Origin of the sequence: Streptomyces sp. NPDC093018 (assembly GCF_040684035.1) — a bacterium.
Classification (GTDB): domain Bacteria; phylum Actinomycetota; class Actinomycetes; order Streptomycetales; family Streptomycetaceae; genus Streptomyces; species Streptomyces murinus.
On sequence record NZ_JBFBFF010000006.1, the window covers coordinates 252,376 to 277,181 of the forward strand.

The following is a 24,806-nucleotide window of genomic DNA, read 5'->3' on the forward strand; positions in this document are numbered from 1 at the left end:
GCCACCGGCGCGATCGCGCCCTTTGAACCAACCACCACCATGAACGGCGTGCGTCACCCGCATGTCCAGAATGACGAAGGAATGAATCAATGGGAATGAGGCCTCACGCTGTGCTCGTCCTCGGGGGTGTCGCGGTCCTCGCTGTCGCAGCCACAGGATGCAGTCCTGACGACACCAACCCGGCGAATAAAATCGTGGAATCGAAAGTGTTTGATTTCAGCGGGGACAGCCTGACCGTGAAGTCCGACTCCGCCGACCTGGAACTCGTAGCCGCCGATGTCAAGGGCGTTCGGGTGACGCGGCAGGTCAGCGGTAAAAAAGTAGGCGGCGAAATAGAATCCGGATGGCATCTCGAAGGGGGCATTCTCAGGCTCTCGCTGGACTGCACGGGATTCTCCGTCAACTGCGGTGCGAAGTACACCGTGAAGGTACCGCGCGATGTCGCGATCACTGCCGAGAACGATAAGGGTATTATTAAAGCCACAGGCTTCACTGCCGACTTCTCGGCCAAAGCCGGCAACAGCGACGTGCAGGTGTCGGACCTCAGCGGAACCAACCTGGATCTGGAAGGTCGCGACGGAAACATCAAAGGCGACAGGATCTCCGCAGAATCGGTCACAGTCACCTCACGAAACGGCGATAGCAATCTGAGCTTCGCCTCTGTGCCTGACCGCGTCGATGCGCAAAGCCATGACGGCAACATTGAGCTCGACCTGCCGGAGGCGACGTACGCAGTCGACACGGCCGCTAAAAAGGGCGACATCACCGTGGGTGTCACGAAAGACGACACGAGCGGCCATTTTGTGAAGGCTCACACGCGTAACGGCGATATTGTCATTGGCAAGGCATCTTAGCTCTGGCGCCAACGAAAATAGACCAGGAAAGAAATAATGTCTAGTAGATCCTCGCGCATCTTCAGGTGCAGGGCCCGCCGGGTACGGCCGCACGCAACTCTGATCATTGCTGCTTCGATGGCGGCTGCTGTCGCAACGTCGGCATGCTCCAACAGCTCCACGGACCATTCAATCCTCCCATCGAAAAGTACCGCGCCAGTAAGTGCCGATCTGCAGAAACTCATGAACACGGCACCATGGTCGTCCGGTAAGTGGGGTGTGCAAGTGGCCGACCTGAAGACCGGAGAAGTCGTCCAATCGAAGGGCGCCGATTCTCTGTTCATGACCGGCTCGACGGCCAAGACTTTTGCAGTGAGTGCCGCGCTCGATGTCCTGGGCGACGACCACCATTTCCGCACTCCGGTGGTCCATTCAGGTACGGTATCGCCTGACGGACGGCTTTCAGGAAACCTGATTATGGTGGGCAGCGGCGATCTGGCGCTCGGTGGGCGGACCACTGCGTCAGGAAAACTCGACGTACCTGACTTTGACCACTATGACGCCAATGCTGTACCTGGGAAGGCAACCCTTACTCAAGAGGATCCCCTGGCGGGCATCAACGAACTGGCCCGGCAGGTCGCCGCGAGCGGTGTCCGTCGGATCGACGGCGACGTGGTGATCGACAACCGACTCTGGGATCCGGTGTCCATCGGCGGGGTGCCGGTCACCCCAACCGTCATCAATGACAACCTGATTGACGTGCTCATCACGCCGGGCGCATCCGGCGGGCCGGCGAAGGTTGACTGGCGTCCAAAGACGGCAGCCTTCAGCGTCGACGCACAGGTGGCAACCACGCCTGCTGGAAGCAAGCCTGCGGTGACGACCGAAAGTGTCACGCCTGGGCATATCCGGGTGCGAGGTTCCGTACCGGCGGATGCGAAGGCTCCCTTCGTGACGACGTACCAGGTACCTGACCCGGCGGCCTTTGCCCGGACCGTCCTGGTCGAGGCACTGGCTCGAAACGGCGTGAGCGTGGCTTCCCCTGCAACAGGAGCAAACCCCAGTAGTAAACTCCCGCCGTCGAAGGATGTGAATGCGATGCCTGTATTGGCATCCTACACATCGCCGCCTTTCAAGGAATACGCAAAGCTGATAAACAAGGTCAGCCACAACCTCGGGGCGAATCTTCTGCCACCTCTTATGGCGGTGCAGCGCGGCCAACGGACCTATGCGGACGGGATGAAGATCGAGCGGGAATTCCTTGCTCGCGCCGGTGTCGATCCGCAATCATTCACCCTTGTCGATGCCCAGGGCCTGCCCGGCGACAAGGCGACGCCGACTGCGCAGATTTCATTGCTGCGGTACCTCGCCCGACAGGACGACTTTGACGTCTTCTACGACTCCATGCCGAGTATCGGGGTCGATGGTTCGCTTGCCGATGTAATCGACCGAACTAATCCTGCCGCAGGGCACATCCGAGCGAAGACTGGCACCTTGGTCAGCGCCTACCATGGAAAACTGGCTCTCGGCACGAAGGCGCTCGCAGGTTATATCGACGCGAAGGACGGCCATCGCTATGCCTTCGCGATATACGTGAATAATATCCCGGTGCCCAGTAATTCCGTGGGTGATGCCATCGACCTCGCGCTCAGGGCCAACAAGCAACTGGGAGCGATGGCTGCTGACATCTACAAGTCACCCAAGGGGTAATGGACACGCGATGCGGTCTCCCGGCTTTCCGGCGCCCAGGATGGTTGCAACGAGCCGACGGCGCGACCTACGGCGCTCCACAGCGACCCGACTGACCGTCAGGAAAGTCGGCATTGGGTCAGTGAACCTGATGGGGTGCCTCCTACCCTGCCGGGACTCTGTCCGGGCAGGTAGTAAAACACCGGTTCATCGCACTCGGCCGCGCGCCTTGAGCGGCGTCGGCGGCAGCTCCGGTGCAGGCAGCGGATCCCCGGCGTACCCCTTCACTTCCCCAAAACTCGACCCGCTCATCCAGTCCTCACGTGCCTGCTTGATGTCCTCCTGGGTACGCCCGACGAAGTTCCACCACATGATGAGCTCCTCGGCGAAGGGCTCGCCGCCCAGGAGCATGACCCCGGCGTCGGACTCGGCGCGCAGGGGGAGTTCGGAGCGGCCGCAGCCGAGGTAGAGCATCGAACCGGGCAGCACCGGTACGCCGTCCACATGGACCTCGCCGGACATCGCGAGGACGCCGTACTCGAAGTCGGGGTCCAGGGGCAGCCGCACATCCGCACCCCGGGCGAGGGCCAGGTCGGCGCCGACGATCGGGGTGTAGGCCGTACCGGGGGAGACGGAGCCGTCGAGGTCGCCGAGGAGCACCGTGGCGGTCAGCCCCGGCGCGGTGACCGTCGGCAGCTCGGCGTGGAACTCGAACCTCGGTTCCGTGTGCCGGTGCGCGTCGGGCAGCGCCACCCACAGCTGGGCGCCGTGCAGCAGACGGGCGTGCGGGCGGGGGCTCTCCTCGGAGTGGCTGATCGCGCGCCCCGCGGTCATCAGGCCCAGCTGCCGGGGCCGGATCGTCTGGAGGCTGCCCGTGGAGTCGCGGTGCAGCACCTCGCCCTCGTGCAGCCAGCTGACCGTCTGCAACCCGATGTGGGGGTGCGGCGGGACCTGCATGCCGGGCTCGTCGGCGATGTCGTCCGGGCCGTAGTGGTCGACGAAGGCCCACGCGCCGATCATGCGGCGGCCGAGGTTCGGCAGCAGCCTGCGCACCTCGGTCGATTCCCCCAGCTTGACGTGACGGGGGCTCAGCAGCTCGCGGACGGGTTCGGCGACGACGAAGCCACGGCCACCGCAGACGGTCGGCTCGGGCGCGCGGTCAAGGTTGCTCATGCCGCCCAACTTAGCGGTGCCGATGCCGGACCGGTGAGCGCGGACGGGTGCAATTCGCCACCGCGTCCACCGTGCTCATCGTCCTCACCGCGGGTCCGGCTCCGGGGCGGACGGGCTCGCCACGGGCGAGGGCGACGCGGAGCTCGGCATCGGCGAGGGGGTGCCGACGGTCGGACGCGGCTGGTGGGCCGGCGGCGCCGGGCGGCTCCCGCCGTCGTGGAGGCCGAACAGGACGAGGGCCGCCACCGCCGCCAGGGCCAGCAGCCCCACCACGGTGCCGCGCAGCGACAGCCGGTGGGCCTTGAGCGCGTCGGTCGGCGGGCGCAGGGGGCGCAGATCGGCCGGTGCGACGGCGTTCGCGCGGGCGGCCAGGGCGGCGCGCAGCCGTTCCTCGACGGGTTCCCGGACGGATCCGTCGACGGGAAAGTGGTTCATCGCAGACCCTCCAGACGCCGGCCGAGCGCGTCCAGGGCCCGGCTGGCCGTGGACTTGACGGCCCCTCTCGACAGACCGAGCGTCGCCGCGATCTCGGCCTCCGTCAGATGCGACCAGTAGCGCAGCACCAGTACCTCCCGTTGGCGCCGGGTCAGGGTGCCCAGCGCCGCCAGCACCTCCCGGTGGTCCTCATGGATGAGCACGTCCTCCTCCGGCGCGGGCGCGTGCCCCTCCGGCACCGGGGGATGGGCCCGTACGGTCCTGCGCCGACGCAGCACCGAGCGGGCCGTGTTGACCACACTGGTCCGCAGATACGCCTCCGGGTCGTCCAGCGCGGCGAGCCGATGGCCGTGCCGCCGGAACAGCGCGGTGAAGGCGTCCTGTACGACGTCCTCGGCCGTGGGCAGATCGTCCACCAGCAGCACCGCCAGGCGCACCAGGGGCAGCCGGCGGTGGTGGTACAACTCCTCGATCCCGGGCGGGGGTTCGGGGGCGGCCGTCCCCGCGGTCGGGGGACGCGGCCCGGACACGGTGTCCGTGTCCATGTTGATACGGGCGAGGAGTCGGGTGAACCGCCGCCGCAGGGAAGGGAGCCGGGCGGCTCCGGACCTCTCCCAGGGCAGGGCCGCCGGTGGTGTGGCTGTCGTCATGGATCTCCCGGGACCGGGTGCGGGGAACCGTCCTGCGACGGCTCCCCGCACCCGCCCTACCTCAGTGCTGCGCCGGAACCGGCGCCGGAACGGCCGAGCTGTGGTGCGGGTGTGCGGGCGTCGACGGCACCGGCGACGGGGTCCCGGAGTGCGGCGGCGCGGGCACCGGCGACGGGGTCGCCGTACCGCCCGGCACCGACGGGACGGGACGCGGGGTCGACGTACCGCCGGGGACCGACGGTACCGGGGACGCGGTCGACGTACCGTTCGGGGTCGACGGGACGGGACGCGGGGTCGACGTACCGCCCGGGACCGACGGCACGGGGCTCGGCGTGGCCGTACGCGACGGGGTCGACGGCACCGGCTTCGGCGTCGCCGCGGCGTGGTGGTCGGACTGCGCGGCCTGCGCGGCCACGGTGCCGGTGACGGCGAGCGCCGCGCCCAGCGCGGAGACCCCAAGGACGGTGCGCAGCTTGCGGGCGCGGAACGGGCGGGGGACACGGTGTGCGGACATGGGTTCCTTCTGGGCTGGTCGGACAACTGGTCGAAGTGGAGGCCTCCACCCGGACAGACGTCCGACCCCGGTCGAGGTTGCGGGTGGCGGCCGAGGAATTTTCGTACGCCCTTCACCGCCTCGAAATCCCCCCGGACCCGCCCCCTCGGACCCGCCCCCTCAGTAAGTCCCCGCCCCCTCCTCCGCGGCCGTCACCGCCGCCGCATGACCGAACAGCCCCGGCAGCCCCCCGGTGTGCACGAACACCGTCTTCTCGCCGGGACGTACGTCGCCGTCGCGCACCGCCGCCGCCAGCCCGGCCAGGGCCCGGCCCGTGTACGTCGGGTCCAGCACGATCCCCTCGGTGCGCGCGGCCAGCCGCAGCGCCTCGGCCACCGGCTCCGTCAGCGCCGCGTACCCCGCGCCCACCTGGTCCCGCCGCACCCGCAGCCGCTCCGCCCCGACCTCCTTGGAGGTGAGCGGCGCGGCGAACGCCGCCACCGCGGCGGCCGGGTCGGCCAGCGCGCCGACGTCGACGCCGAGGACGGAGCCGGTGCCGAGGGCGGCGACCAGGCCCGCCATGGTGCCGCCCGAGCCGAGCGCGACCACCGCCGTGCGCAGACCGGGCAGTTGGGCGCGCAGCTCCTCGCCGCAGCGCGCGTAGCCCCGGGCGCCCAGGGTCCCGGACCCGCCGAACGGGATCAGCGCGGGGCGCCTCCCGTCCGCGCGCAGCCGGGCGCACACCTCGGCCGCGGCCGCGTCCAGACCCGCCTGGTCCACCTCGCCCGCCCAGGCGAGCCGGGCCCCGAACAGCCCGTCGAGCGCGAGGTTCCCGGAGCGGGCGGCACCGGGGGCGCCGCGCAGCACCAGGACGACGTCAAGCCCCAGCCGGGCGGCCGCGGCGGCGGTCAGCCGGGCGTGGTTGCTCTGCGCGGCGCCCGTGGTCACCAGGGTGTCCGCGCCCTCGGCGAGGGCCGCCCCCACCGTCCACTCCAGCTTGCGGATCTTGTTGCCGCCCCCGCCCAGACCGGTCAGATCGTCCCGCTTGACCCACAGGTCCTCCGGGCCGAGCCCCAGCGCCGCGGCCAGCCGGGGCGCCGGTTCGAGCGGGGTGGGGAAGGTGCCGAGCGGCACGGGCGGGTGCGTCATGGCTGATCCTCGGGGGAGGAGGGCGGGCCCTCGGTGCGGTGGGCGGAGGGCCGGAGCCCTCGGCGCGGTGATGGCGGTACGACGATCAGTCGATCACAGTAGGTCCTGTACGTCACTCCGCCGCGGCCGGCGCCCCACCGCTGCCCCCACCGCCGCTCCCTCACACCGGCAGCAGCCGCCCCACCAGCCCCCCGAGCTGCCGCGCCGTACGGCACTCGTGCATCTCCACCAGCTCCGCGTACGCCGGCGCCGCCGAGTCCCCGGTGCCCCACTGGCCGGCCGGCTCCGGGTTCAGCCAGTACACGCGCCGGGCCCGCCGGGTGATCTCGCGGACCGCGGGCAGATTCGGGTCGCTCTGGTTGGTGCGGGCGTCGCCGAGCACGAACACCGTGGTGCGCGGGCCGACCGCGGCGCCGTACCGCTCGGTGAACTCGCCCAGCGCCATGCCGTAGTCGCTGCTGCCGTGCCAGCCGGTGAGCGTGGCCTCGTCGCGGATGCGGGCGCCGAGGCCCTCGGGGTCGGCGCGGCCGTGGTCGAGCAGGCCGGTGACCTCGTCGAGCCGGTTGACGAACGCGAACACCCGGACCTTGCTGAACTGGTCGTGCAGCGCCTGCACCAGCAGCATCGTGAAGTCGGAGAAGCCCGACACCGAGCCGGACACATCGCAGAGCAGCACCAGTTCGGGGCGGACCGGACGGCGCCGCCGCAGCACCGGGCGCATCGGCACGCCGCCCGTGGACAGCGAGGAGCGCAGGGTGCGGCGCAGATCGACGGTGCCGCGCGCGGCCCGGCGGCGGCGCGCGGCGAGCCGGGTGGCCAGCTTGCGCGCCAGCGGTTGAACGGCCCTGCGCAGCTCGGCCAGTTGGTCCCTGCTCGCGAACAGGAAGTCGACCCGGTCGGCCGTCGGGCGCACCCCGCGCCGGGCGATCTCGTCCCGCCCGCGCCGCTCGGCGACCCGGCGCCGCGCCTCCGCGCCGACCAGCCGCCGGAACTCCTCGATACGGCGCCGGATCTCGTCGTCCAGCAACCGGTCGGCGAAGTCACCGCCGGCGCCCGCCCCGGCCCGTACCTCGGCCCGCACCCGCGCCAACAGGGTCTGGGGGCGCAGCCGTTCGAGGGTCTGGTACGCCGACCAGCCGTCCGATCCCGGTGAACTCCCGTATCCGCCGAGCCCGTCGACCGCCTGGGCCGCCAACTGGGCCATCAGGGCGCGGTCGTCGGCCGTCAGCGCCTCGGCCAGCCGGTCGCGCAGGCTCTCGCGGTCGGTGGGACCGGCGTCCGGGGCACCCACCCCGCGCGGGAAGTAGAGGTCGAAGACCGGGTCGAACACGGCGCGTTGGGCCTGGCCGTGCAGCAGGGTCGCGGCCAGCCCCTCGCGCAGCAGCTCCCGGTCACCGAGCCCCAGCGCCTCGGCCGCGCGGGCCGCGTCCACCGTCTCCCCGGTGCCGATCCGCACCCCGTGCGCCCGCAACGCCCCGACCAGGCCGGTGATCCGCTCGGCGGGATCCGTCACAGCGCGTCCAGGTCGAGCTTGGCCGCGGCCTTCTGGATGTCGTCCTGGTGCTTGAGGATCACCCCGAGACTGTCCCGTACGACCGTCTCGTCCAGGGTGTCCGCGCCCAGCGCCAGCAGGGTGTGCGCCCAGTCGACGGTCTCGGCGACGGACGGCGCCTTGCGCAGGTCCATCGCGCGCAGCGCCCCGACCACCCGGACGACCGACTCCGCCAGCGCCTCGGGCAGGCCCGGCACCTTCAGCCGTACGATCCGCCGCTCCAGCTCCTCCTCCGGGAAGCCGATGTGCAGGAACAGGCAGCGGCGGCGCAGCGCCTCGGACAGCTCCCGGCCCGCGTTGGAGGTGAGCACGACGAACGGGCGGCGGGTCGCGGTGACCGTGCCCAGCTCCGGCACCGTGATCTGGAAGTCGCTGAGCACCTCAAGCAGCAGGCCCTCCATCTCGACGTCGGCCTTGTCGGTCTCGTCGATCAGGAGCACCGTCGGCTCGTCGCCGCGGATCGCGGTCAGCAGCGGGCGCGGCAGCAGGAACTCCTCGCTGAAGATGTCGGTCCGGGTCTCGTCCCAGCTCTCGTCCCGGCCCGCGCTGATGCGCAGCAGCTGCTTGGCGTGGTTCCACTCGTACAGGGCCCGGGACTCGTCCACGCCCTCGTAGCACTGGAGCCGCACCAGCCGGGCGTCGGCCACCTGGGCGACGGCCTTGGCCAGCTCGGTCTTGCCGACCCCGGCGGGGCCCTCCACCAGCAGCGGCTTGCCCAGCCGGGCCGCGAGGAACACGGTGGTGGCGACCGCGGGCGAGGCGAGGTAGCCGGTCTCGGCGAGGCGGGCGGAGACGTCGTCGACGGACGTGAACAACGGGGTCCTCCGGCGGGATCGGGGAGCGAGCCGGGCGACGAATGCCACCCAAGCCCTTCTATCTAAGCGCTTGTTCAGCACCCCTGTCACGCATGGCCCCCGGCCGGGCCGCACCGCCCGGCCGTACGACCGCCGTACGCCTCTTCCCACGTACGCCCCTCCCCGTACGTCCCCTTCCTCTGTACGTCCCTCCCTCGTACGGCCCCCCACCACGCGCACCCCGCCCCGCCCGCCGGTCCAATGGACCCGTGACCGCCGCCCCCGACGACTGTCTCGCGCGCAACGAGTGGATCTGCGGCGCCTATCTGAGCAGCCGCCGCGGCATCCTGCTCGACGCGGTCGTCCAGCACCTCCAGCTGACCGCCCTGTCGGTCCTGATCGGCCTGCTCATCGCGGTGCCGCTCGCGGTGCTGGCCCGCCGCTGGGGCTGGGCCGCCGGACCGGTGCTCGCCCTCACCACGATCCTCTACACCATCCCGTCCCTCGCGATGTTCTCCCTGCTCCTGCCCCTCTACGGCCTGTCCGCCACCCTGGTCGTCGCCGGCCTGGTGCTGTACTCGCTGACCCTCCTGGTCCGCAACCTGCTCGCGGGCCTGCGCGCGGTCCCGGAGGAGACCCGGCAGGCGGCGCGCGGCCTCGGCTACGGCCCCATCCGGCTGCTGCTCACCGTCGAACTGCCCCTCGCCCTGCCCGCCGCGATGGCCGGGCTGCGCATCGCCACCGTCTCCGCGGTCTCCCTGGTCACGGTCGGCGCGATCGTCGGCTACGGGGGCCTCGGGAACCTCGTCTACGCGGGCATGAACACCTACTTCAAGGCCCAGGTGCTCACCGCCTCCGTGCTCTGCGTGCTGATCGCGGTCGCCGCGGACCTGCTGCTTTTGGGCGTACAGCGGCTGATCACCCCCTGGACGAGGGCGGCACGCGGATGAGCACCCTCACCGCCAGCTGGGACTGGCTCGCCGACCCCGCGCACTGGTCCGGCGACAACGGAGTGTGGCACCGGCTGCTCCAGCACCTCCTCCTCACCGTCGTCTGCCTCGTCCTGAGCTGTCTGATCGCGCTGCCCGTCGCCCTGGTCCTCGGCCATCTCGGCCGGGGCGGGGCGCTCGCCGTGAACATCTCCAACGTCGGCCGGGCGGTACCCACCTTCGCCGTACTGGTCCTGCTGCTGCTCACCCCGGTCGGCAACTGGGGCGAGGGCCCCACCGTCGTCGCCCTGGTGCTGTTCGCGGTGCCACCGCTGCTCACCAACGCCTATGTCGGGATGCGCGAGGTCGACCGGGGCGTCGTCCAGGCGGCCCGGGGCATGGGCATGACCGGCCGACAACTGATGTTTCACGTGGAACTGCCCCTTTCGCTCCCCCTGCTGATGAACGGGGTGCGGATCGCGGCCGTACAACTCGTCGCCACCGCCACCATCGCGGCGCTCGCGGGCGGCGGCGGGCTCGGCCGGATCATCACCGCGGGGTTCAACCTCGCCAGCACACCCCAGGTGGTCGCGGGCGCCCTGCTGGTCGCCGTGTTCGCGCTTCTCGTGGAGGGCGGCTTCGAGATCGCCGAACGGCTGGGCCCCGCGTGGGCGAGGGGAGGGCGATGAGACGCGTCCTGTGGCTGCTGGTGCTCCTCGCTCTCACCGGCTGTGCCACCGGCCCCTCCCTGGAGAACCGCGGCCGGGTCACCGCGCCGCCCGGGGACAGCCACCACCTCACCATCGGCTCGGCCGGCTTCACCGAGAGCGATCTGCTCGCCCAGATGTACGCCCAGCTGCTGAACCGGGCCGGGTACAAGACCTCCATCCTCACCGTCTCCAACCGGGAGCTGTACGAACCCGCCCTGGAGTCCGGCCAGATCGACGTCGTGCCCGAGTTCGCCGCCACCTTCGCGGACTGGCTGAACGCCAAGGTCCACGGCACCGACGCACAACCGGTCGGCTCACCCGACCTGGACACCACGATGAACGCCCTGCGCGCGCTCGCCGCCCCCCGCGGACTCACCGTCCTGCCCCCGGGCCGGGCCGTCGACCAGAACGCCTTCGCGGTGAGCGCCGACTACGCCCGCGAGCACCACCTCAAGACGCTCAGCGATCTCGGCGCCTCCGGCCTGAAGGTACGGCTCGCGGCGGGCGACGAATGCGTGCAACGGCCGTACTGCGCACCGGGCCTGAGACAGGAGTACGGCATCGATGTCACCGGCGTCGACCCCAAGGGCGTCGGCACCACCCCGGCCAAGCGCGCGGTGCAGCAGGGCCGGGACCAGCTGGTGCTCACCACCACCACGGACGCTACCCTCGACCAGTTCGGCCTGGTCCTGCTCGCCGACGACCGGCATCTGCAGAACGCCGACTACGTGGTCCCGGTCGTCAACCGCGCCCGCGCGGGCGGCGCCGGAGTCACCAAGGCCCTCGGCCGCCTCAACGACGTCCTGACCACCGCGGACCTGGCCGACCTGAACGAGCAGGTCGACAGCTGGCGCCGACTGGCCGCCGACGTGGCCCGCGCCTACCTCAAGGACAAGGGCCTGCTGAAATAGGTCCTCCCGCATCCGCACGCGCCGGGTCTGACGCGCCAGGTCTCATGCGCCAGGTCTCATGCGTCGGGTCTCACGCGTCCGGTCTCATGCGTCGGACACCGAGTCGAAGGGCACCTGCCCGCGCGCCACGCCCCGCGCGTCCGCGTCCACCGAGCGGCGCAGCGCCTCGTGCAGCTTCGCCGGGGTCAGCACCCCCAAAAAGCGCGCCCCGTCGAGGACCGCGACCCACCCGGCGTCGTACTGGAGCATCACCCCGAACGCCTGCTTCAGCGGCGCCCCGACCGGCACCCACGCGGTCATCCGATGGGCGAGCCCCCCGACCGTGCCGCCCGCCGCGAGGTCCGCCACCCCGACCCAGCCGTGCAGATCGCCCCGCTCGTCCAGCACCACCGCCCAGCGCGCGCCCTGCTCGCTCAGCCGCTGCCGCGCCCGCTCGGCGGGCTCGTCCGGCCGGGCCACCGGCGGCTGCTGGAGATCGTCCGGCTCGATCGCGGTCACCGAGAGCCGCTTCAGGCCCCGGTCCGCGCCCACGAACGAGGCGACGTACGGCGTGGCGGGCGCCCCCAGCACCGCCCCCGGGGTGTCGAACTGTTCGATCCGGCCCTGTCCGTACACGGCGATCCGGTCGCCGAGCCGGACGGCCTCCTCGATGTCATGGGTGACCAGCAGCACCGTCTTGCGCACCGCCGCCTGCATCCGCAGGAACTCGTCCTGCAACTGCTCGCGGACCACCGGGTCGACCGCGCCGAACGGCTCGTCCATCAGGAGCACCGGCGGGTCCGCGGCCAGCGCCCGCGCCACGCCGACCCGCTGCCGCTGGCCGCCGGACAGCTGCTCCGGGTAGCGCGGCCCGTACGTCTTCGGGTCCAGGCCCACCAGGTCGAGCAGTTCGGCGGCCCTGGCCCGTGCCTTCGCCCGCTTCCAGCCGAGCAGCGCGGGCACGGTCGCGGTGTTGTCCAGCACGGTGCGGTGCGGGAAGAGACCGACCTGCTGGATGACGTAGCCGATACGGCGGCGCAGCCGCACCGGGTCGACCGCGGCGATGTCCTCGCCGTCGACGCTGATCCGCCCGGAGGTCGGCTCGATCAGCCGGTTCACCATCATCATGGTCGTCGTCTTGCCGCAGCCCGAGGGGCCGACCAGCGTCACCAGCTCGCCCTCGGCCACCTCGAAGGAGAGGTCGTCCACGGCCGTCGTACCGTCCGGGTAGCGCTTGGTGACCTGCTCGAACCGGATCATGTCCTCACGCTAACGGCGCCGCCGGTACGACGCGCGGTGACGCCGGGCGCCTCACCGGTGGTTCAGTCCGCTGGTTCAGTGCGCTGGTTCAGTCGTCCAGCAGGATCACTTCCAGCGTGCGCGGCCCATGGACGCCCTCCACCCGGTCCAGTTCGATGTCGCTGGTGGCCGAGGGGCCGGAGATCCAGGTCAACGGGCGGGTGGGGTCGAGGCGTTCGAGGGCCCCCGGCACCGACGCCACGACCTGCGAGGGGACCCGGACCACGCAGATGTGGTGGTCGGGGATCAGCGAGATACGGCGTCGGCCCTGGTCGGGGGAGCCGTCGAGGACGAGGGTGCCGGTCTCGGCGATCGCCAGGGCGCAGCCGGTCACGACGCTGGCGACCCGGTCCAGGCGCCGCGGGGTGAGTTCCGCCCGGTCGTGGACCCGCGCCGGGTCGGCCGCCGCCATCCACCGGGCCGGCAGCTCGGGCGGCACCAGCACCTCCGTGGAGCCGTGCGCGGCCAGCAGCCGGGTGATCAGGAGCGGCAGATCCGCCGCGTCGGTGCGGTGCACGATCGCCCGGTAGTCCGCGAGGTTCTCGGCCAGCAGATCGACCGTCTCCTCGACCGTCCGCTTCCCGTGCTCGCGCAGATAGTCCCGGGGCACGGCCTCCTCGTACGATCCGTCGTCCGCGGGCACGTCGGCGAGGGCGCGCCGCACCCGGCCCAGGATCCGCTCCCTGCTGTTCACTTGGCGTCCTCTCCGCCGCGCGTGCGCTGCCACCAGTCGCGGAACGGCTCCGCGGGCACCGCCGGAAGATCCCGGGTGCCGGACCACGCCCGGCCGGGACCCGGCAGGGTACGGGGATGCAGCCGGCGGGAGCGGGCGGCGAGCCGCTGGCCGGTGCGCAGGGCGCCCGGGTGCCCGAACGCCCAGGCCGCCGCCCGCATCGCGGCGCGCTCGGCCGCGTGCCCCTTGGCTGGGCGCAGCACCACCTTGTTGCCGCCCCGCACCGCCGGGCCGCCCTCGACGACCCGTTCACGCAGATGGACCAGCACCTCGGGGATGTCGATGGCGACCGGGCACACCTCGTAGCAGGCGCCGCACAGGCTCGACGCATACGGCAGGGAGGCGTCGATCTCGCTGGCGGTGCCCCGGAGTTGGGGCGTGAGGATGGCGCCGATGGGGCCGGGGTAGACGGAGCCGTAGGCGTGGCCGCCGGCCCGCTCGTAGACGGGGCAGACATTGAGGCAGGCCGAGCAGCGGATGCAGCGCAGGGCCTGGCGGCCGACCCGGTCGGCGAGGGTGTCGGTGCGGCCGTTGTCGAGCAGCACGAGATGGAAGGCGCGCGGGCCGTCCTCGTCCCTGGTGCCGGTCCACATCGACGTGTACGGGTTCATCCGCTCGGCGGTGGAGGAGCGGGGCAGGGTCTGGAGGAAGACTTCGAGGTCGCGCCAGGTGGGCACGATCTTCTCGATGCCGACGACCGAGATCAAGGTCTCCGGCAGGGTCAGGCACATCCGCCCGTTGCCCTCGGACTCCACCACGACCAGGGTGCCGGTCTCGGCGACCATGAAGTTGGCGCCGGAGATGCCCACCTTGGCCCGCAGGAACTTCTCCCGCAGATGCAGCCGGGCCGCCTCGGCGAGATCGGCGGGCGTGTCGGTCAGGTCCTCGGGGGCGGGGCGGCCCCAGGCGGCCATCTCGTGGGCGAAGATGTCGCGGATCTCGCCGCGGTTGCGGTGGATGGCCGGGACGAGGATGTGCGAGGGGCGGTCCTTGCCCAACTGCACGATCAGCTCGGCGAGATCGGTCTCGTAGGCGCGGATGCCCTCGGCCTCCAGCGCCTCGTTCAGCCCGATCTCCTGGGTCGCCATCGACTTGACCTTGACGACCTCCGACTCGCCGGTCTCCTTGACCAGTTCGGCCACGATCCGGTTGGCCTCCTCGGCGTCCGCGGCCCAGTGGACCGTGCCGCCGGCCGCGGTCACCGACGCCTCCAACTGCTCCAGAAAGCGGTCGAGATGGCGCAGTGTGTGGTCCTTGATCCGGCGGCCCGCCTCGCGCAGCTCGGCCCAGTCGGCCAACTCGGCTACGGCGCCGGCGCGTTTGGCGCGGATGGTGTGGGTGGCGTGCCGCAGATTCCCGCGCAGGGTGGGGTTGTCCACGGCCGTGCGCGCGGCCTCGGGAAAGGCCGGCATGCCGACGAATGTGCCGCTCATCGCGCGGGGTCCTCCTCCGTGCTCGCCAGGATCTCCGCGATGTGGACGGGGCGCATGTCCGCCTTCAGGCGGGTCATGGTGCCGCCGATGTGCATCAGGCAGGAGTTGTCGGCGGCGCACAGCACCTCGGCGCCGGTCGACTCGGCGTTGCGCACCTTGTCCGTGCCCATCGCGGCCGAGACCGCGGCGTTCTTCACCGCGAAGGTGCCGCCGAACCCGCAGCACTCCTCCGCGCCCGGCAGCTCCACCAGGTCCAGCCCCCGCACCGCCTCCAGCAGGCGGCGCGGCCGGTCCCCGAGGCCCAGGCTGCGCAGGCCGTGGCAGGTGGGATGGTAGGTGACCGTGTGCGGGTACCAGGCGCCCACGTCCGTCACGCCCAGCACGTCCACGAGGAACTCCGTGAGCTCGTACGTCCTTCGCACCACGGGCGCCACGGTCCGCGCGAGCGAGTCCCCGCGGCCCTCCGCCCCGGCCCGTTCGCCCATCCGGGGATACAGCTCCCGCACCATCGCCCCGCACGACCCGGAGGGCGTCACGACCGCCTCGTACTCCTCGAACACCTCCGCGAACCGCCGCGCCAGCGGCTCCGCCTCATGCCGGTACCCGGTGTTGTAGTGCGCCTGCCCGCAACACGTCTGCCCCATCGGGAACTCGACCTCGACCCCCAGCCTCGCGAGCAGCTTCACCACGGCCTTCCCGGTCTCCGGATAGAGCGTGTCATTGACACACGTCAGGAACAGGGCGACACGCATCGCGGCTCCTCGGGAGGGATCACGGGGCGCGATGCAGCCTAGTCGCCGAAGGGACGGTGGCGCGGACCGGGGATCCGGCGCGTGGCGCGGGCCTAGCATGTGCGGAGGGCGCCGGGTTCAGCGGTGCGACGTCGCAGCTGACCGGGTGGTGGGATGAGCCTTCCGAACGCGGAGTTCTCGCTGGGTGCCGAGGACGCCCTGCTGCTGTTCCGGGATCTGGAGGAGTACGTGGTCTCCCTCGACCGCATCCTGTCCCGGCTCGCGGCCGGCGCCGATCCCGCGATCCTGGCCGACTACCTGGTGGACCGTCGGGTGGCCGCCCGGCTGGCCCGCGCGCGGGGGACCGTCGGGGACGCGCTCGAAGCGGTCATCGGCGCGGAGGCGCTGGAGGACATCGCGGAGGGCGTCTTCCGGTACTCCGGCCCGTGACGCCTTACGCCGTGGACGAAGCCCCGCGGCTCCGCGGCGGCCCGGCACCCGTCCACCCGGCCCCACCACCCGTCCACCCGGCCCCACCGCCCATGTGCTGAACTTGACCCGTCCACCCCACCCCTCCCGGGAGACCCGTTGAGCATCAGCTACCGCCAGCCCGGCGTCGTTCTGACCGATCGCCGGTTCACCGTGCCCCTCGACCACGCCGATCCCGGCGGGGAGCGCATCGAGTTGTACGCACGGGAGGTGGTCGCGGGGGACAAGGCGGACAAGGAACTGCCCTGGCTGCTGTACCTCCAGGGCGGTCCCGGCTTCGGGGCGAATCGTTTCATCGGGCGGCAGGCATGGCTCGACCGCGCGCTCGACGAGTACCGCGTACTGCTGCTCGACCAGCGCGGCACGGGCAGCTCCACCCCCGCCACCCGGCAGACCCTCCCGGCGCGCGGCGGCCCGGCCGCACAGGCCGACTACCTCGCCCACTTCCGCGCCGACTCCATCGTGCGCGACTGCGAGGCCGTCCGCGCCGAGGTCACCGGCGGCGCCCCCTGGACCGTCCTCGGCCAGAGCTTCGGCGGCTTCTGCACGGTGTCGTACCTCTCGCTCGCCCCTGAGGGACTGAACACCGCCCTGATCACCGGCGGCCTGCCCGCCCTGGACGTCCACGCCGAGGACGTCTACCGCGCCGCCTACCCCCGCATCGAACGCAAGGTCACCGCGCACTACGCCCGCTACCCGCAGGACATCGAGCGGGCCCGCCGCATCGCCGACCACCTGCTCACCCATGACGTGGTCCTGCCGAACGGCTACCGCCTCACCGTCGAGGCCTTCCAGTCCCTCGGCCTGATGCTCGGCGGCGGCGACGGCAGCCACCGCCTGCACCACCTCCTCGCGGACGCGTTCGTCCGCACCCCGGCCGGACCCGAGCTGGCGGACGCCTTCCAGGAGCAGGTCCAGAGCCTGTTGTCGTTCGCGGGCCACCCCCTCTACGCCCTCGTCCACGAGTCGATCTACGGCCAGGACGCCCGCCCCACCGCCTGGGCCGCCGAACGCGTCCGCGCCGAGTTCCCCCGGTTCGACGCCGCGAAGACGCTCGCCGGCGACGAGCCGCTGCTGTTCACCGGCGAGACCATCCACCCCTGGATGTTCGAGACCGACCCCGCCCTGCGCCCGCTGCGCGAGACCGCCGAGCTGCTCGCCGCCCGCACCGACTGGACCCCGCTGTACGACCGCGACCGCCTCGCCGCCAACGAGGTCCCGGTCGCCGCGGCCGTCTACCACGACGACATGTACGTCGACGCCGGCCACTCGCTGCGCACCGCCCGCACCATCCGCGGACTGCGCACCTGGGTCACCGACGAGTACGAGCACGACGGGCTGCGCAGCGGCGCGCCCCGGGTCCTCGACCGGCTCCTCGCGGTGGTCCGGGACGAGGTGTGACACAGCGGGTCCGGGCACCCGTGCGGGCGCCCGGACCCCCGGACCTCACGCGGCGAGCGCGTGTCCCGGGTGCAGTACGACCTTGGTGTAGCCCTCGATCCGCTTGTCGAACTTCTGGTACGCCTGCGGTGCCTGGTCCAGCGGCAGCTCATGGGAGACGACGAAGCTGGGCTCGGCCCGCCCGGCGATGATCAGATCGCGCAGCTGGCGGTTGTACCGCTTCACATTGCACTGCCCGGTGCCCATCTTCTGGCCCTTCTCGAACATCTTGCCGATCGAGACCAGGAGCTGGCCGTGCTTGGCGTGCTCGTCGGGCCCGCCCGGGTCGGACGGCACATACAGCCCCGGCACGCCCAGCCTGCCGGTCGCCCGTACCGTCTCCACCAGCGCGTTCAGGACGATGGCGGGTTCCTCGTGGCTGGTGTCGTCGTGCGCCTGGGCCTGGTAGCCGACGGCGTCCACGCCCTTGTCCGTGCCCTCGCCGTTCGTCTGCGCCCTGATCTGCTCGGCCGGGTCGCCCTGGGTGAAGTCGATGGGGACGGCCCCGATCTGCTCGGCCTTGGCCAGCCGCTCCGGCACCCGGTCCACCACGAACACTTTGGACGCGCCGCGCAGCAGCGCCGAGTACGCGGCCATCAGGCCCACCGGACCCGCGCCGTAGACGGCCACGCTCTCACCGGGGGCCACCTGGGCCAGCTCGCAGCCGTGATAGCCGGTCGGGAAGATGTCGGCGAGCAGCACGAAATCGGTCTCGAACTGTTCGCCCGGCGGCAGTTTCAGACAGTTGAAGTCGGCGAAGGGCACCCGCAGATGCTCGGCCTGACCGCCCTCGTACGGGCCCATGGCCACATATCCGTAGGCGCCGCCGGCGAAGCCGGGGTTCACCGTCAGACAGAAGCCGGTCTCGCCGGCGAGGCAGTTCTTGCAGAAGCCGCAGGCCACGTTGAACGGCATCACGACCCGGTCGCCCACGGACAGCGAGGTCACACCGCTGCCGATCTCCTCGATCACCCCGAGGTTCTCGTGGCCGAAGACGATGCCCGGCTCGGCCGCCGTGCGGCCCTCGTACATATGCAGGTCGGAGCCGCAGATCGCGGTCGACGTGACGCGTACGAGCACATCGTTGGGGTGCTCGATCCGCGGATCATCGACGTCTCGCACCGCCACGCTGAACGGCTTTTCGTAGACGACGGCTTTCACCTTGGGTCACCTCCGCGTGGAACGCTGGACGACGGCGGCGAGCCAGGTCCGGGGGAGCAGGCGTCGGCCCGGGCCCCCGGTATGTGCCGGAGCCCCCTGCGCGCGCTTCACCGCCGGTACTTCCAGGTAACTCCCGTAGGGCGAGGGTCGCAACCCCCGGCCGGACGGGCCGGGATTCCGGCTGGTCGGCGCCAGTAGGCTGTGCTCATGCCAGATCAGACAGCCGGGCTTCCGGAGCTGCGCGGGGACTGCGGGAGCTGCTTCGGGCTGTGCTGCGTCGCGCTGCCCTTCGCCGCGTCCGCCGACTTCGCGCTCGACAAGCCCGCGGGCAGGCCGTGCCCCAACCTCGCCGCCGACCACCGCTGCGGCATCCACGCCCGGCTCCGGGACAAGGGCTTCACCGGCTGCACCGTCTACGACTGCTTCGGCGCGGGCCAGAAGGTCTCGCGGCACACCTTCGACGGGCAGGACTGGCGCACGGCGCCCAAGGACCGGGCCCGCCGGATGTTCGAGGTGTTTCCCGTCGTACGACAGCTGCACGAGCTGCTCTGGTACCTGACCGAGGCGCTGTCCCTGCCCGCCGCCCGGTCCGTCCACCCCGAGCTGCGCCGGGCGCTGGCAAAGACCGAACGCCTCACCCTGCTGCCCGCCGAGGACCTGGCCGCGCTGGATGTCGCCGCGCACCGCGCGGAGATCAACGTCCTCCTGCTGCGCACCAGCGAACTGGTGCGGGCCGGTGCGGCCGGTGGCAAGGGCAAGAAGGGCGGCAAGGGCAAGGACCGCCGGGGCGCGGACCTGATGGGCGCCCGGCTCCGGAGCGCCGACCTGCGCGGGGCGACCCTGCGCGGCGCCTACCTCATCGCCGCCGACCTCACCGGCGCGGATCTGCGCGACGCCGACATGATCGGCAGCGACCTGCGCGACGCCGACCTCTCCGACGCCGATCTGACCGGCGCCTTCTTCCTCACCCAGCCGCAGGTGAACGCGGCGAGGGGGAACGCGGGAACGAAACTGCCGGGAACGTTGAACAGGCCGGGGCATTGGGCGGGGGCGGCGGGGGAGTAGCGCCGACCGCGGCGGAGTGACCGGGGCGTCGGGGGGCCAGGACGGGGCGGACTCCGGTGCGGGAGCGGTGCGGACCGGGGTGCCGCCGTGGTCGCGGCGAGGTGTCGCCGTGCGAGTGGCGGTGACGGGCGGCGGGCATGGCTCGACGGCGACTGCTCGGGCCCGGCAGCCGGCCGTGACCGGGACGCTTCACACACCAGTGGTCAGCACGCGGTACGGGGCCCGAGGGTGGCGGACGCGCGCGGGCACGGCCGGGAAACGCCGTGTCGGGGCCCGGCCTCCCGCCCGCCCGCACAACAACGTGCCCCCGCCGGCGCGGCAGTTCGCGAGCCGATGGGCCGGCAGGTGCGCGGTGCGGCCCGTTGCGGCGGCCGCCGGTGCGGCGCGCCACCCGCCGACGCGGCACCAGGGCTCCGTCAGCGCTTCCGGAGCGGCCCGCGTGCCGGCGTCGCCCGCGTGGGTCCCCCCGCCGCCGGGCCGCCGAAGGTCTCCGAACCGGCCCCCGCCGGTCCCGAAACCACCCTGATCCCGCTGATCCCGCGTCTCGCCGACCGCTTGATCCCGCGTCTCGCGGACCGCTGCTGAACCGTCGTCCCCGCCACCCGCCCGTATGCCGGGTATCCCACACCCGAGGCACACCTGCGGCACACCCGAGGCCCGCTCTCCTCAGCCTCCGCTCTCCTCAGCCTCCGCTCACCTCAACCCCCGCTCACCTCAACCCCCGCTCTCCGCACCCTCGTCCGCATGCGCCGGGCAGCCGCCCCCCGGAGCCCCGCCGTCCCCCCGCTCCGCCGCCGGGCCCGGCTCCGCCGCCTGGGCGGGCAGCGCACGGCGCGACAGCCGTAGCCGGAAGTCCTCCGGCATCAGGGTCAGCCGTTCCGTCACCTCCAGCCGGTAGGCGGGGTCCGCGTGGAGGTCGTAGCGGCGCAGGAGGAGCGCGAGGACGAGGGTGGCCTCGTGAAGGGCGAACTGGCGGCCGATGCAGGCGCGCAGCCCGGTGCCGAAGGGCTTGAAAGTGTGCGGGGCGCGGGTGCGCACCGCCTGCGGGGTGAAGCGGTCCGGGTCGAAGTCCTCCGCGTTCTCGCCCCAGACCGCGGGATCCCGGTGCAGCATGGGCGTGAGGACCAGGGCCCACGCGCCCCGGAGCATCGGATGGTCCCCGGCGAGCACCGTGTCCCGGCGGGCCTCACGGGCGAACGCGGGCGCGGTCGGCCACAGGCGGAGCGACTCGTCGAGCACCCGGCGCACATAGCGCAGCTTGGCCACCTGCTCGTAGCCCGGACGCCCGGTGTCACCCCAGACCCGGTCCACCTCGGCGCGCGCCCTCGCGGCGATGTCCGGGTGCCGGGCGAGGTAGTAGAGGGCGAAGGAGAGCGCGCCCGAGGTGGTCTCGTGCCCGGCGATCAGGAAGGTGATGACCTGCCGCCGGACGTTCTGCGCGGACAATCTCTCGCCGGTCGAGGGATGCTCCGTGGCCAGCATCCGGTCCAGCAGATCCCCGGCACCGCCGCCCGACCCGCGCCGCTCCTCGACCAGGGCGTCGACCGTGCGGTTCAGATACGCCATGTCGGCCGCGTTGCGCCGGGCCGCGCCGCGCAGCAGCAGCGGGGCCAGCGGGCCGGGCACCGCGTTGAGCCGCTGGGCGTAGGTCAGCGTGCCGATCATCGCCGAGACGAAGGGATGCGGCCGGTCCCGCTCGAAGGAGCCGAAGTCATGCCCGAACCCGGTCCGCGCGATCGTCTCCAGGGTCAGCTTGGTCATGTCCCCGGGCACGTCCACCGGGCGCCCCGCGGCCAGTTCGCGGTCCCAGCGGTCGGTCAGCCGCCCGGCGACCGCCAGCATCATCCCGTGGTAGCCCTCCATTGCGTCCCGGCTGAACCCGGGCACCAGGACGTCGTGCGCCAGCTGCCAGTTGGGCTCGTGGTTGTACGCGGTGAACAGCCCGTCCCCGGCGATCGGCCGGAGGTTGGCCACGCCCAGCCCGACATGCTTGGCGAACCGGGACTCGTCGGCGAGATCGGCGGCCGGCCCGGCCCCCCACACCAGCACGATCTCCTTGTTGAAGATCCGGCGGCGGAACACGGGGCCCAGTTCGCGCGCGAACCGCATCGAGTCCTGGACGGGCCTGCGCCGGTCGACGCCCACCACATCGCCGAGCAGCGGCAGCCGGCGCGGCGGATGCGGAATGCGGTCCAGTTCGGGCCACCCCAGCTCGGCACTGCGGAAGCCCTTCGGCAGCCGCGGATCCCCGGTCGCATCCGTGGTCCGCGCGCTCTCCGTCGTCTGCGCCATGACGCCGATCTCCCTTGACCCGGCGGGACGTCGAGCCCCCGGTACACGCTTGTTATACGTGGATTCAACAACGCCCTCAGTCTGGTCCGCTTGTTGAACCGACGTCAAGTAAAGTGACGCCATGCCCGCGAACCAGGGGGAGCGCGCCCGGCGCCGCCTCAGCACCGGCGAACGCCGTGAGCAGCTGCTGACGGTCGGCGCGCGACTGTTCTCGGAGAGCCCGTACGACGAGGTGTGGATCGAGCAGGTCGCCGATCTCGCCGGGGTGTCCCGGGGGCTGCTGTACCACTACTTCCCGACCAAGCGGGACTTCTTCGCGGCGGTCGTGGAGCGCGAGAGCGAGCGGATGCTGCGCATGACGGCGGCCGAGCCGGGCGTGCCGGCGCGCGAGCAGCTGACCGCGGGGCTCGACACCTACCTCGGCTATGTCGAGGCCCACGCCCATGGCTTCCGCGCCTTCCACCGCGCCGACGCCGCGGGCGACCAGGCGGTGCGCAGGGTCTATCAACGGGCCCTGGCCGCACAGGAGAAGCAGATCCTCGCCGCCCTCGCGGCCGACCCCGAGTTCGGGCCGGTCTCGGAGGGCGTCCCGCAGCTGCGCCTCGCCGTGCGCGGCTGGCTCGCCTTCACCACCGCCGTCTGCCTGGAGTGGCTGCGCGAGGGCGAGCTGAGCCGGGAACAGGTGCGCGATCTGTGCGCACGCGCGCTGCTCGGCGCCATCGCCTGAGACTCGGACGAGTGGCCCGGCGCCGATCGAGCCACCTGTCACCCACATGCGAGCCACTTGTCACCCACATGACGGAAGACCTGGAGCCGGGCCTCGGGGCCGACCCGCTCCTCCGGCGCCTGCTCTCATCGCTCCTTTCTCGCCGCCGCCAGAGATCTGAACGTCGGGTGAGAACCGGGGCGCCTGGTTGGCGCGCGCCACGATCTCCGCTAGGTTAGGCAAGGCTTACCTAAGGAGGTCTCGGGATGGGTGACACCCAGGCATGGACGGCCGCCCCCGGCGCGGCGGAACAGGCGCGCTCGGTGCTCGCCGCCGCGTGGTCGTGCGCGGTGACCGCGGGCGGCGCCCGCGAGGAGTACGTCGGCGCGCACACCGTGACCGACGAGGGCGCGGTGCTGTTGACCGTGCCCGAGGACAGCGCCCTGCACGGGGCGGCCCTGTGCCTCCCGCGCCAGGACTCCCGCGCGGTACTGGAGTTCGCCGACGTGGCCCCCGTGGCCGTGCGCGACCGGATCCGCGCCCGGCTCTGGCTCGCCGGGCGGCTCACCCCGGCCGACGGCGCCCTGAACTTCCACCCCGCCCGGGTGGTGCTGCGGCGCTCCTGCGGCGCCGTACTCGTCGACCCGGACGAGTTCGCCACCGCCCGCCCCGACCCGCTGGCCGTCGCCGAGGCCGGGCTGCTCACCCATCTCGCCGAGGCCCACCCGGACGCCGTGGAGCGGCTCACCCGGCTGGTGCGGCCGGAGAGCCTGCACGCCGCGATCCGGGTACTGCCGCTCGCCGTCGACCGGCACGGACTGACCCTGCGCATCGAACGCACCCGCGCCCACGGCGATGTACGCCTGGCCTTCCACACCCCCGCCGACGACCTCGGCCAGCTCACCGAGCGGGTGCACGCCCTGCTGGCGCAGGCGAGCGCCGCCGGGTGCCCCCGGACGCTACAGCGGCAGCGCGCAGACGGCGACGGGTGACACGAACGGCTCGCCCGCGGACCGCAGTTCACCGCGGTCGGCGTCCACATGGAAGACGGTGACGGTGCCGGAGCGCTGGTTCGCCGCGAACAGCAGCCGGCCGTCCGGCGAGAGGGCGATCTGCCGGGGGAAGTCTCCGCCCACCGGCACCGTGCCGAGCAGCCGCAGCCGGGCCCCGTCGGCCTCGACGGCGTACCTGGCCAGGCTGTTGTGACCGCGGTTGGCGAGGAAGGCGTACCGGCCGTCCGCCGTGACCAGCAGCTGCGCCGGATAGTTGGTGACGTCCCCGGTGGCGCCCGTGGACTGCGGCTCGCCGATGGCCAGCCGGCCGGTGCCGGGGTCGTACGCGCAGACCACGACCGTGTCGTCCACCTCGTTGGCCAGATAGGCGTGCCGCCCGCCCGGGTGGAAGGTGAGATGACGCGGCCCCGCGCCCGGCCGGGTGTGCGCCTGGCTCACCTCGGTGAGCGTGCCCTTCGCGGGATCGAGGCGGTACGTGTAGACGGTGTCGGTGCCGAGGTCCACCGCCAGCAGATGGCGGCCGCCCGGACCGGCGCGGAACTGGTGCGCGTGCGGCCCCTCCTGACCGGGACCGGGCTTCGGCGAGGTGTGTGTGACCAGGTCGGTGCGCTCGCCCAGGGCGCCCGAGGCGTCGATCGGATGCACGGCGACACTGCCCGAGGTGTAGTTGGCGCTGAGCAGCCACCGCCCGGACGGGTGCACCGACAGCTGGCAGGGGCCCGCGCCGCTGGTGCTGCGCGTACCGAGGACGCGCCGGTCGGCGAGCCGTACGGCCGTCACCCCGCCGTCCTGGCGCTCGTCCACGGCGTACAGGGTCCGGCCGTCCGGATGGACGGCGAGGTACGACGGGTCGGGGACCCCGGTGAGCGTCCCGGACCCGGTGATCAGGCCAGACTCCGGGTCGTACGAGGCGAGCCCGATGCCGGTGCCGCCGCCCGGCACGGAGGTGTACGTGCCCACGTACAGCGGGCGGGGTCCGTCGGCGCGCTCGGCGGGCCGGCGCCCCGGAGCGCCGGACGGCGCGGGGTCCGGGGGAGGGGCGGCCGGGGCCGGCACCGCCACGACGGCGGCCGCGCCCGTGCCCATCCCGATGAATCTGCGCCTGCTCCAGCGGCCGTCCGCCCCTGCTCGCGTGCTCATGCGCCCA

25 protein-coding genes are annotated in these 24,806 nt (G+C 72.2%); 10 read left to right on the forward strand and 15 right to left on the reverse strand.

From position 1 onward, the window contains the following. Positions 1-110: 110 nt before the first annotated feature. Positions 111-854, forward strand: coding sequence for a DUF4097 family beta strand repeat-containing protein (locus AB0N90_RS16990; RefSeq protein ID WP_365197169.1), 744 nt, complete (start codon positions 111-113; stop codon positions 852-854). Here AB0N90_RS16990 and AB0N90_RS16995 read toward each other — a convergent pair. Then, on the reverse strand, positions 851-1,015 hold the full coding sequence (locus tag AB0N90_RS16995) for a hypothetical protein (protein WP_365197392.1): 165 nt from the start codon (positions 1,013-1,015) through the stop codon (positions 851-853). The two genes, AB0N90_RS16990 and AB0N90_RS16995, sit on opposite strands and share 4 nt — an antisense overlap. Between AB0N90_RS16995 and dacB the strand changes: the two genes are divergently transcribed. Next, positions 972-2,543 (forward strand): D-alanyl-D-alanine carboxypeptidase/D-alanyl-D-alanine-endopeptidase, encoded by a 1,572-nt coding sequence (gene dacB, locus AB0N90_RS17000; RefSeq protein ID WP_365197172.1) that lies wholly within the window; start codon positions 972-974, stop codon positions 2,541-2,543. The genes AB0N90_RS16995 and dacB overlap by 44 nt on opposite strands. A 186-nt stretch (positions 2,544-2,729) precedes the next feature. Here dacB and AB0N90_RS17005 read toward each other — a convergent pair whose 3' ends face one another. The 7 genes from AB0N90_RS17005 to AB0N90_RS17035 all read right to left on the reverse strand — a co-directional run bounded on the left by AB0N90_RS17005 (position 2,730) and on the right by AB0N90_RS17035 (position 8,789). Further along, complete coding sequence (locus tag AB0N90_RS17005) at positions 2,730-3,695, reverse strand: pirin family protein (protein WP_361672941.1); 966 nt, start codon at positions 3,693-3,695, stop codon at positions 2,730-2,732. Between the two features lie 84 nt (positions 3,696-3,779). Continuing rightward, positions 3,780-4,130, reverse strand: a complete 351-nt coding sequence (locus AB0N90_RS17010) for a hypothetical protein (RefSeq protein ID WP_365197175.1) — start codon at positions 4,128-4,130, stop codon at positions 3,780-3,782. Then, entirely contained in the window at positions 4,127-4,780 is a 654-nt protein-coding gene (locus AB0N90_RS17015) for a SigE family RNA polymerase sigma factor (RefSeq protein ID WP_361672937.1), read from the reverse strand. The genes AB0N90_RS17010 and AB0N90_RS17015 overlap by 4 nt, the downstream gene beginning before the upstream one ends. A 61-nt stretch (positions 4,781-4,841) precedes the next feature. Further along, positions 4,842-5,294 carry a hypothetical protein gene (locus tag AB0N90_RS17020; protein ID WP_365197178.1) on the reverse strand — a complete coding sequence of 151 codons (453 nt, stop codon included), beginning with the start codon at positions 5,292-5,294 and terminating at the stop codon, positions 4,842-4,844. A 159-nt stretch (positions 5,295-5,453) separates the two neighbouring features. Continuing rightward, a complete protein-coding gene (locus tag AB0N90_RS17025) occupies positions 5,454-6,422 on the reverse strand; it encodes a pyridoxal-phosphate dependent enzyme (protein WP_365197180.1) in 969 nt (322 codons plus the stop codon). A gap of 160 nt (positions 6,423-6,582) precedes the next feature. Then, positions 6,583-7,935, reverse strand: a complete 1,353-nt coding sequence (locus tag AB0N90_RS17030; RefSeq protein WP_365197182.1) for a VWA domain-containing protein — start codon at positions 7,933-7,935, stop codon at positions 6,583-6,585. After that, positions 7,932-8,789: a MoxR family ATPase gene (locus AB0N90_RS17035; protein WP_361672928.1), complete on the reverse strand. Its 858-nt coding sequence runs from the start codon at positions 8,787-8,789 to the stop codon at positions 7,932-7,934. Before AB0N90_RS17035 ends, AB0N90_RS17030 begins: the two co-directional genes overlap by 4 nt. Positions 8,790-9,037: 248 nt before the next feature. On the opposite strand from AB0N90_RS17035, the gene AB0N90_RS17040 reads away from it, so the two are divergent. The 3 genes from AB0N90_RS17040 to AB0N90_RS17050 are packed head-to-tail and all read left to right on the forward strand — an operon-like array spanning position 9,038 to position 11,318. Continuing rightward, positions 9,038-9,718, forward strand: coding sequence for an ABC transporter permease (locus AB0N90_RS17040; protein ID WP_037652380.1), 681 nt, complete (start codon positions 9,038-9,040; stop codon positions 9,716-9,718). Beyond that, the gene (locus AB0N90_RS17045; protein ID WP_361672926.1) at positions 9,715-10,386 is read left to right on the forward strand and encodes an ABC transporter permease; all 672 of its coding nucleotides are present in this window, start codon (positions 9,715-9,717) and stop codon (positions 10,384-10,386) included. The genes AB0N90_RS17040 and AB0N90_RS17045 overlap by 4 nt, the downstream gene beginning before the upstream one ends. Beyond that, the gene (locus AB0N90_RS17050; RefSeq protein ID WP_365197185.1) at positions 10,383-11,318 is read left to right on the forward strand and encodes an ABC transporter substrate-binding protein; all 936 of its coding nucleotides are present in this window, start codon (positions 10,383-10,385) and stop codon (positions 11,316-11,318) included. Before AB0N90_RS17045 ends, AB0N90_RS17050 begins: the two co-directional genes overlap by 4 nt. 84 nt (positions 11,319-11,402) lie before the next feature. Here the strand turns inward: AB0N90_RS17050 and AB0N90_RS17055 are convergent, their stop codons facing one another. From AB0N90_RS17055 to AB0N90_RS17070, 4 genes are all read right to left on the reverse strand, one after another. Next, a complete protein-coding gene (locus AB0N90_RS17055; RefSeq protein ID WP_365197187.1) occupies positions 11,403-12,557 on the reverse strand; it encodes a betaine/proline/choline family ABC transporter ATP-binding protein in 1,155 nt (384 codons plus the stop codon). 88 nt (positions 12,558-12,645) lie between these two features. Continuing rightward, on the reverse strand, positions 12,646-13,290 hold the full coding sequence (locus AB0N90_RS17060; protein WP_365197189.1) for a lactate utilization protein C: 645 nt from the start codon (positions 13,288-13,290) through the stop codon (positions 12,646-12,648). Then, a complete protein-coding gene (locus AB0N90_RS17065) occupies positions 13,287-14,762 on the reverse strand; it encodes a LutB/LldF family L-lactate oxidation iron-sulfur protein (RefSeq protein ID WP_365197192.1) in 1,476 nt (491 codons plus the stop codon). Before AB0N90_RS17065 ends, AB0N90_RS17060 begins: the two co-directional genes overlap by 4 nt. Continuing rightward, positions 14,759-15,514, reverse strand: coding sequence for a (Fe-S)-binding protein (locus AB0N90_RS17070; RefSeq protein WP_365197195.1), 756 nt, complete (start codon positions 15,512-15,514; stop codon positions 14,759-14,761). Before AB0N90_RS17070 ends, AB0N90_RS17065 begins: the two co-directional genes overlap by 4 nt. A 153-nt stretch (positions 15,515-15,667) precedes the next feature. Between AB0N90_RS17070 and AB0N90_RS17075 the strand changes: the two genes are divergently transcribed. Continuing rightward, positions 15,668-15,943 (forward strand): hypothetical protein, encoded by a 276-nt coding sequence (locus AB0N90_RS17075; RefSeq protein WP_361672911.1) that lies wholly within the window; start codon positions 15,668-15,670, stop codon positions 15,941-15,943. 138 nt (positions 15,944-16,081) lie between these two features. Then, positions 16,082-17,383 (forward strand): alpha/beta fold hydrolase, encoded by a 1,302-nt coding sequence (locus AB0N90_RS17080; protein ID WP_365197197.1) that lies wholly within the window; start codon positions 16,082-16,084, stop codon positions 17,381-17,383. A gap of 45 nt (positions 17,384-17,428) precedes the next feature. Here the strand turns inward: AB0N90_RS17080 and AB0N90_RS17085 are convergent, their stop codons facing one another. Next, on the reverse strand, positions 17,429-18,583 hold the full coding sequence (locus tag AB0N90_RS17085; protein ID WP_365197199.1) for a glutathione-independent formaldehyde dehydrogenase: 1,155 nt from the start codon (positions 18,581-18,583) through the stop codon (positions 17,429-17,431). Positions 18,584-18,790: 207 nt separating this feature from the next. On the opposite strand from AB0N90_RS17085, the gene AB0N90_RS17090 reads away from it, so the two are divergent. After that, entirely contained in the window at positions 18,791-19,648 is an 858-nt protein-coding gene (locus AB0N90_RS17090; protein WP_365197201.1) for a pentapeptide repeat-containing protein, read from the forward strand. A gap of 714 nt (positions 19,649-20,362) precedes the next feature. On the opposite strand, the gene AB0N90_RS17095 is transcribed toward AB0N90_RS17090, so the two are convergent. Beyond that, a complete protein-coding gene (locus tag AB0N90_RS17095) occupies positions 20,363-21,940 on the reverse strand; it encodes a cytochrome P450 (RefSeq protein WP_365197203.1) in 1,578 nt (525 codons plus the stop codon). A gap of 121 nt (positions 21,941-22,061) precedes the next feature. Between AB0N90_RS17095 and AB0N90_RS17100 the strand changes: the two genes are divergently transcribed. Both AB0N90_RS17100 and AB0N90_RS17105 read left to right on the forward strand, forming a co-directional pair. After that, positions 22,062-22,667: a TetR/AcrR family transcriptional regulator gene (locus tag AB0N90_RS17100; RefSeq protein ID WP_365197205.1), complete on the forward strand. Its 606-nt coding sequence runs from the start codon at positions 22,062-22,064 to the stop codon at positions 22,665-22,667. A gap of 245 nt (positions 22,668-22,912) precedes the next feature. Continuing rightward, a complete protein-coding gene (locus AB0N90_RS17105; RefSeq protein ID WP_361672897.1) occupies positions 22,913-23,638 on the forward strand; it encodes a DUF2470 domain-containing protein in 726 nt (241 codons plus the stop codon). Here AB0N90_RS17105 and AB0N90_RS17110 read toward each other — a convergent pair. After that, complete coding sequence (locus AB0N90_RS17110) at positions 23,606-24,799, reverse strand: lactonase family protein (RefSeq protein ID WP_365197208.1); 1,194 nt, start codon at positions 24,797-24,799, stop codon at positions 23,606-23,608. The two genes, AB0N90_RS17105 and AB0N90_RS17110, sit on opposite strands and share 33 nt — an antisense overlap. Between the last annotated feature and the right edge of the window lie 7 nt (positions 24,800-24,806).

Coding starts and splice junctions, on each gene's coding strand:
- dacB (WP_365197172.1), top strand. CDS start 972: ATGGCGGCTGCTGTCGCAACGTCGGCATGCTCCAACAGCTCCACGGAC.
- AB0N90_RS17005 (WP_361672941.1), bottom strand. CDS start 3,695: ATGAGCAACCTTGACCGCGCGCCCGAGCCGACCGTCTGCGGTGGCCGT.
- AB0N90_RS17010 (WP_365197175.1), bottom strand. CDS start 4,130: ATGAACCACTTTCCCGTCGACGGATCCGTCCGGGAACCCGTCGAGGAA.
- AB0N90_RS17015 (WP_361672937.1), bottom strand. CDS start 4,780: ATGACGACAGCCACACCACCGGCGGCCCTGCCCTGGGAGAGGTCCGGA.
- AB0N90_RS17020 (WP_365197178.1), bottom strand. CDS start 5,294: ATGTCCGCACACCGTGTCCCCCGCCCGTTCCGCGCCCGCAAGCTGCGC.
- AB0N90_RS17025 (WP_365197180.1), bottom strand. CDS start 6,422: ATGACGCACCCGCCCGTGCCGCTCGGCACCTTCCCCACCCCGCTCGAA.
- AB0N90_RS17045 (WP_361672926.1), top strand. CDS start 9,715: ATGAGCACCCTCACCGCCAGCTGGGACTGGCTCGCCGACCCCGCGCAC.
- AB0N90_RS17050 (WP_365197185.1), top strand. CDS start 10,383: ATGAGACGCGTCCTGTGGCTGCTGGTGCTCCTCGCTCTCACCGGCTGT.
- AB0N90_RS17055 (WP_365197187.1), bottom strand. CDS start 12,557: ATGATCCGGTTCGAGCAGGTCACCAAGCGCTACCCGGACGGTACGACG.
- AB0N90_RS17065 (WP_365197192.1), bottom strand. CDS start 14,762: ATGAGCGGCACATTCGTCGGCATGCCGGCCTTTCCCGAGGCCGCGCGC.
- AB0N90_RS17070 (WP_365197195.1), bottom strand. CDS start 15,514: ATGCGTGTCGCCCTGTTCCTGACGTGTGTCAATGACACGCTCTATCCG.
- AB0N90_RS17075 (WP_361672911.1), top strand. CDS start 15,668: ATGAGCCTTCCGAACGCGGAGTTCTCGCTGGGTGCCGAGGACGCCCTG.
- AB0N90_RS17090 (WP_365197201.1), top strand. CDS start 18,791: ATGCCAGATCAGACAGCCGGGCTTCCGGAGCTGCGCGGGGACTGCGGG.
- AB0N90_RS17095 (WP_365197203.1), bottom strand. CDS start 21,940: ATGGCGCAGACGACGGAGAGCGCGCGGACCACGGATGCGACCGGGGAT.
- AB0N90_RS17100 (WP_365197205.1), top strand. CDS start 22,062: ATGCCCGCGAACCAGGGGGAGCGCGCCCGGCGCCGCCTCAGCACCGGC.
- AB0N90_RS17105 (WP_361672897.1), top strand. CDS start 22,913: ATGGGTGACACCCAGGCATGGACGGCCGCCCCCGGCGCGGCGGAACAG.
- AB0N90_RS17110 (WP_365197208.1), bottom strand. CDS start 24,799: ATGAGCACGCGAGCAGGGGCGGACGGCCGCTGGAGCAGGCGCAGATTC.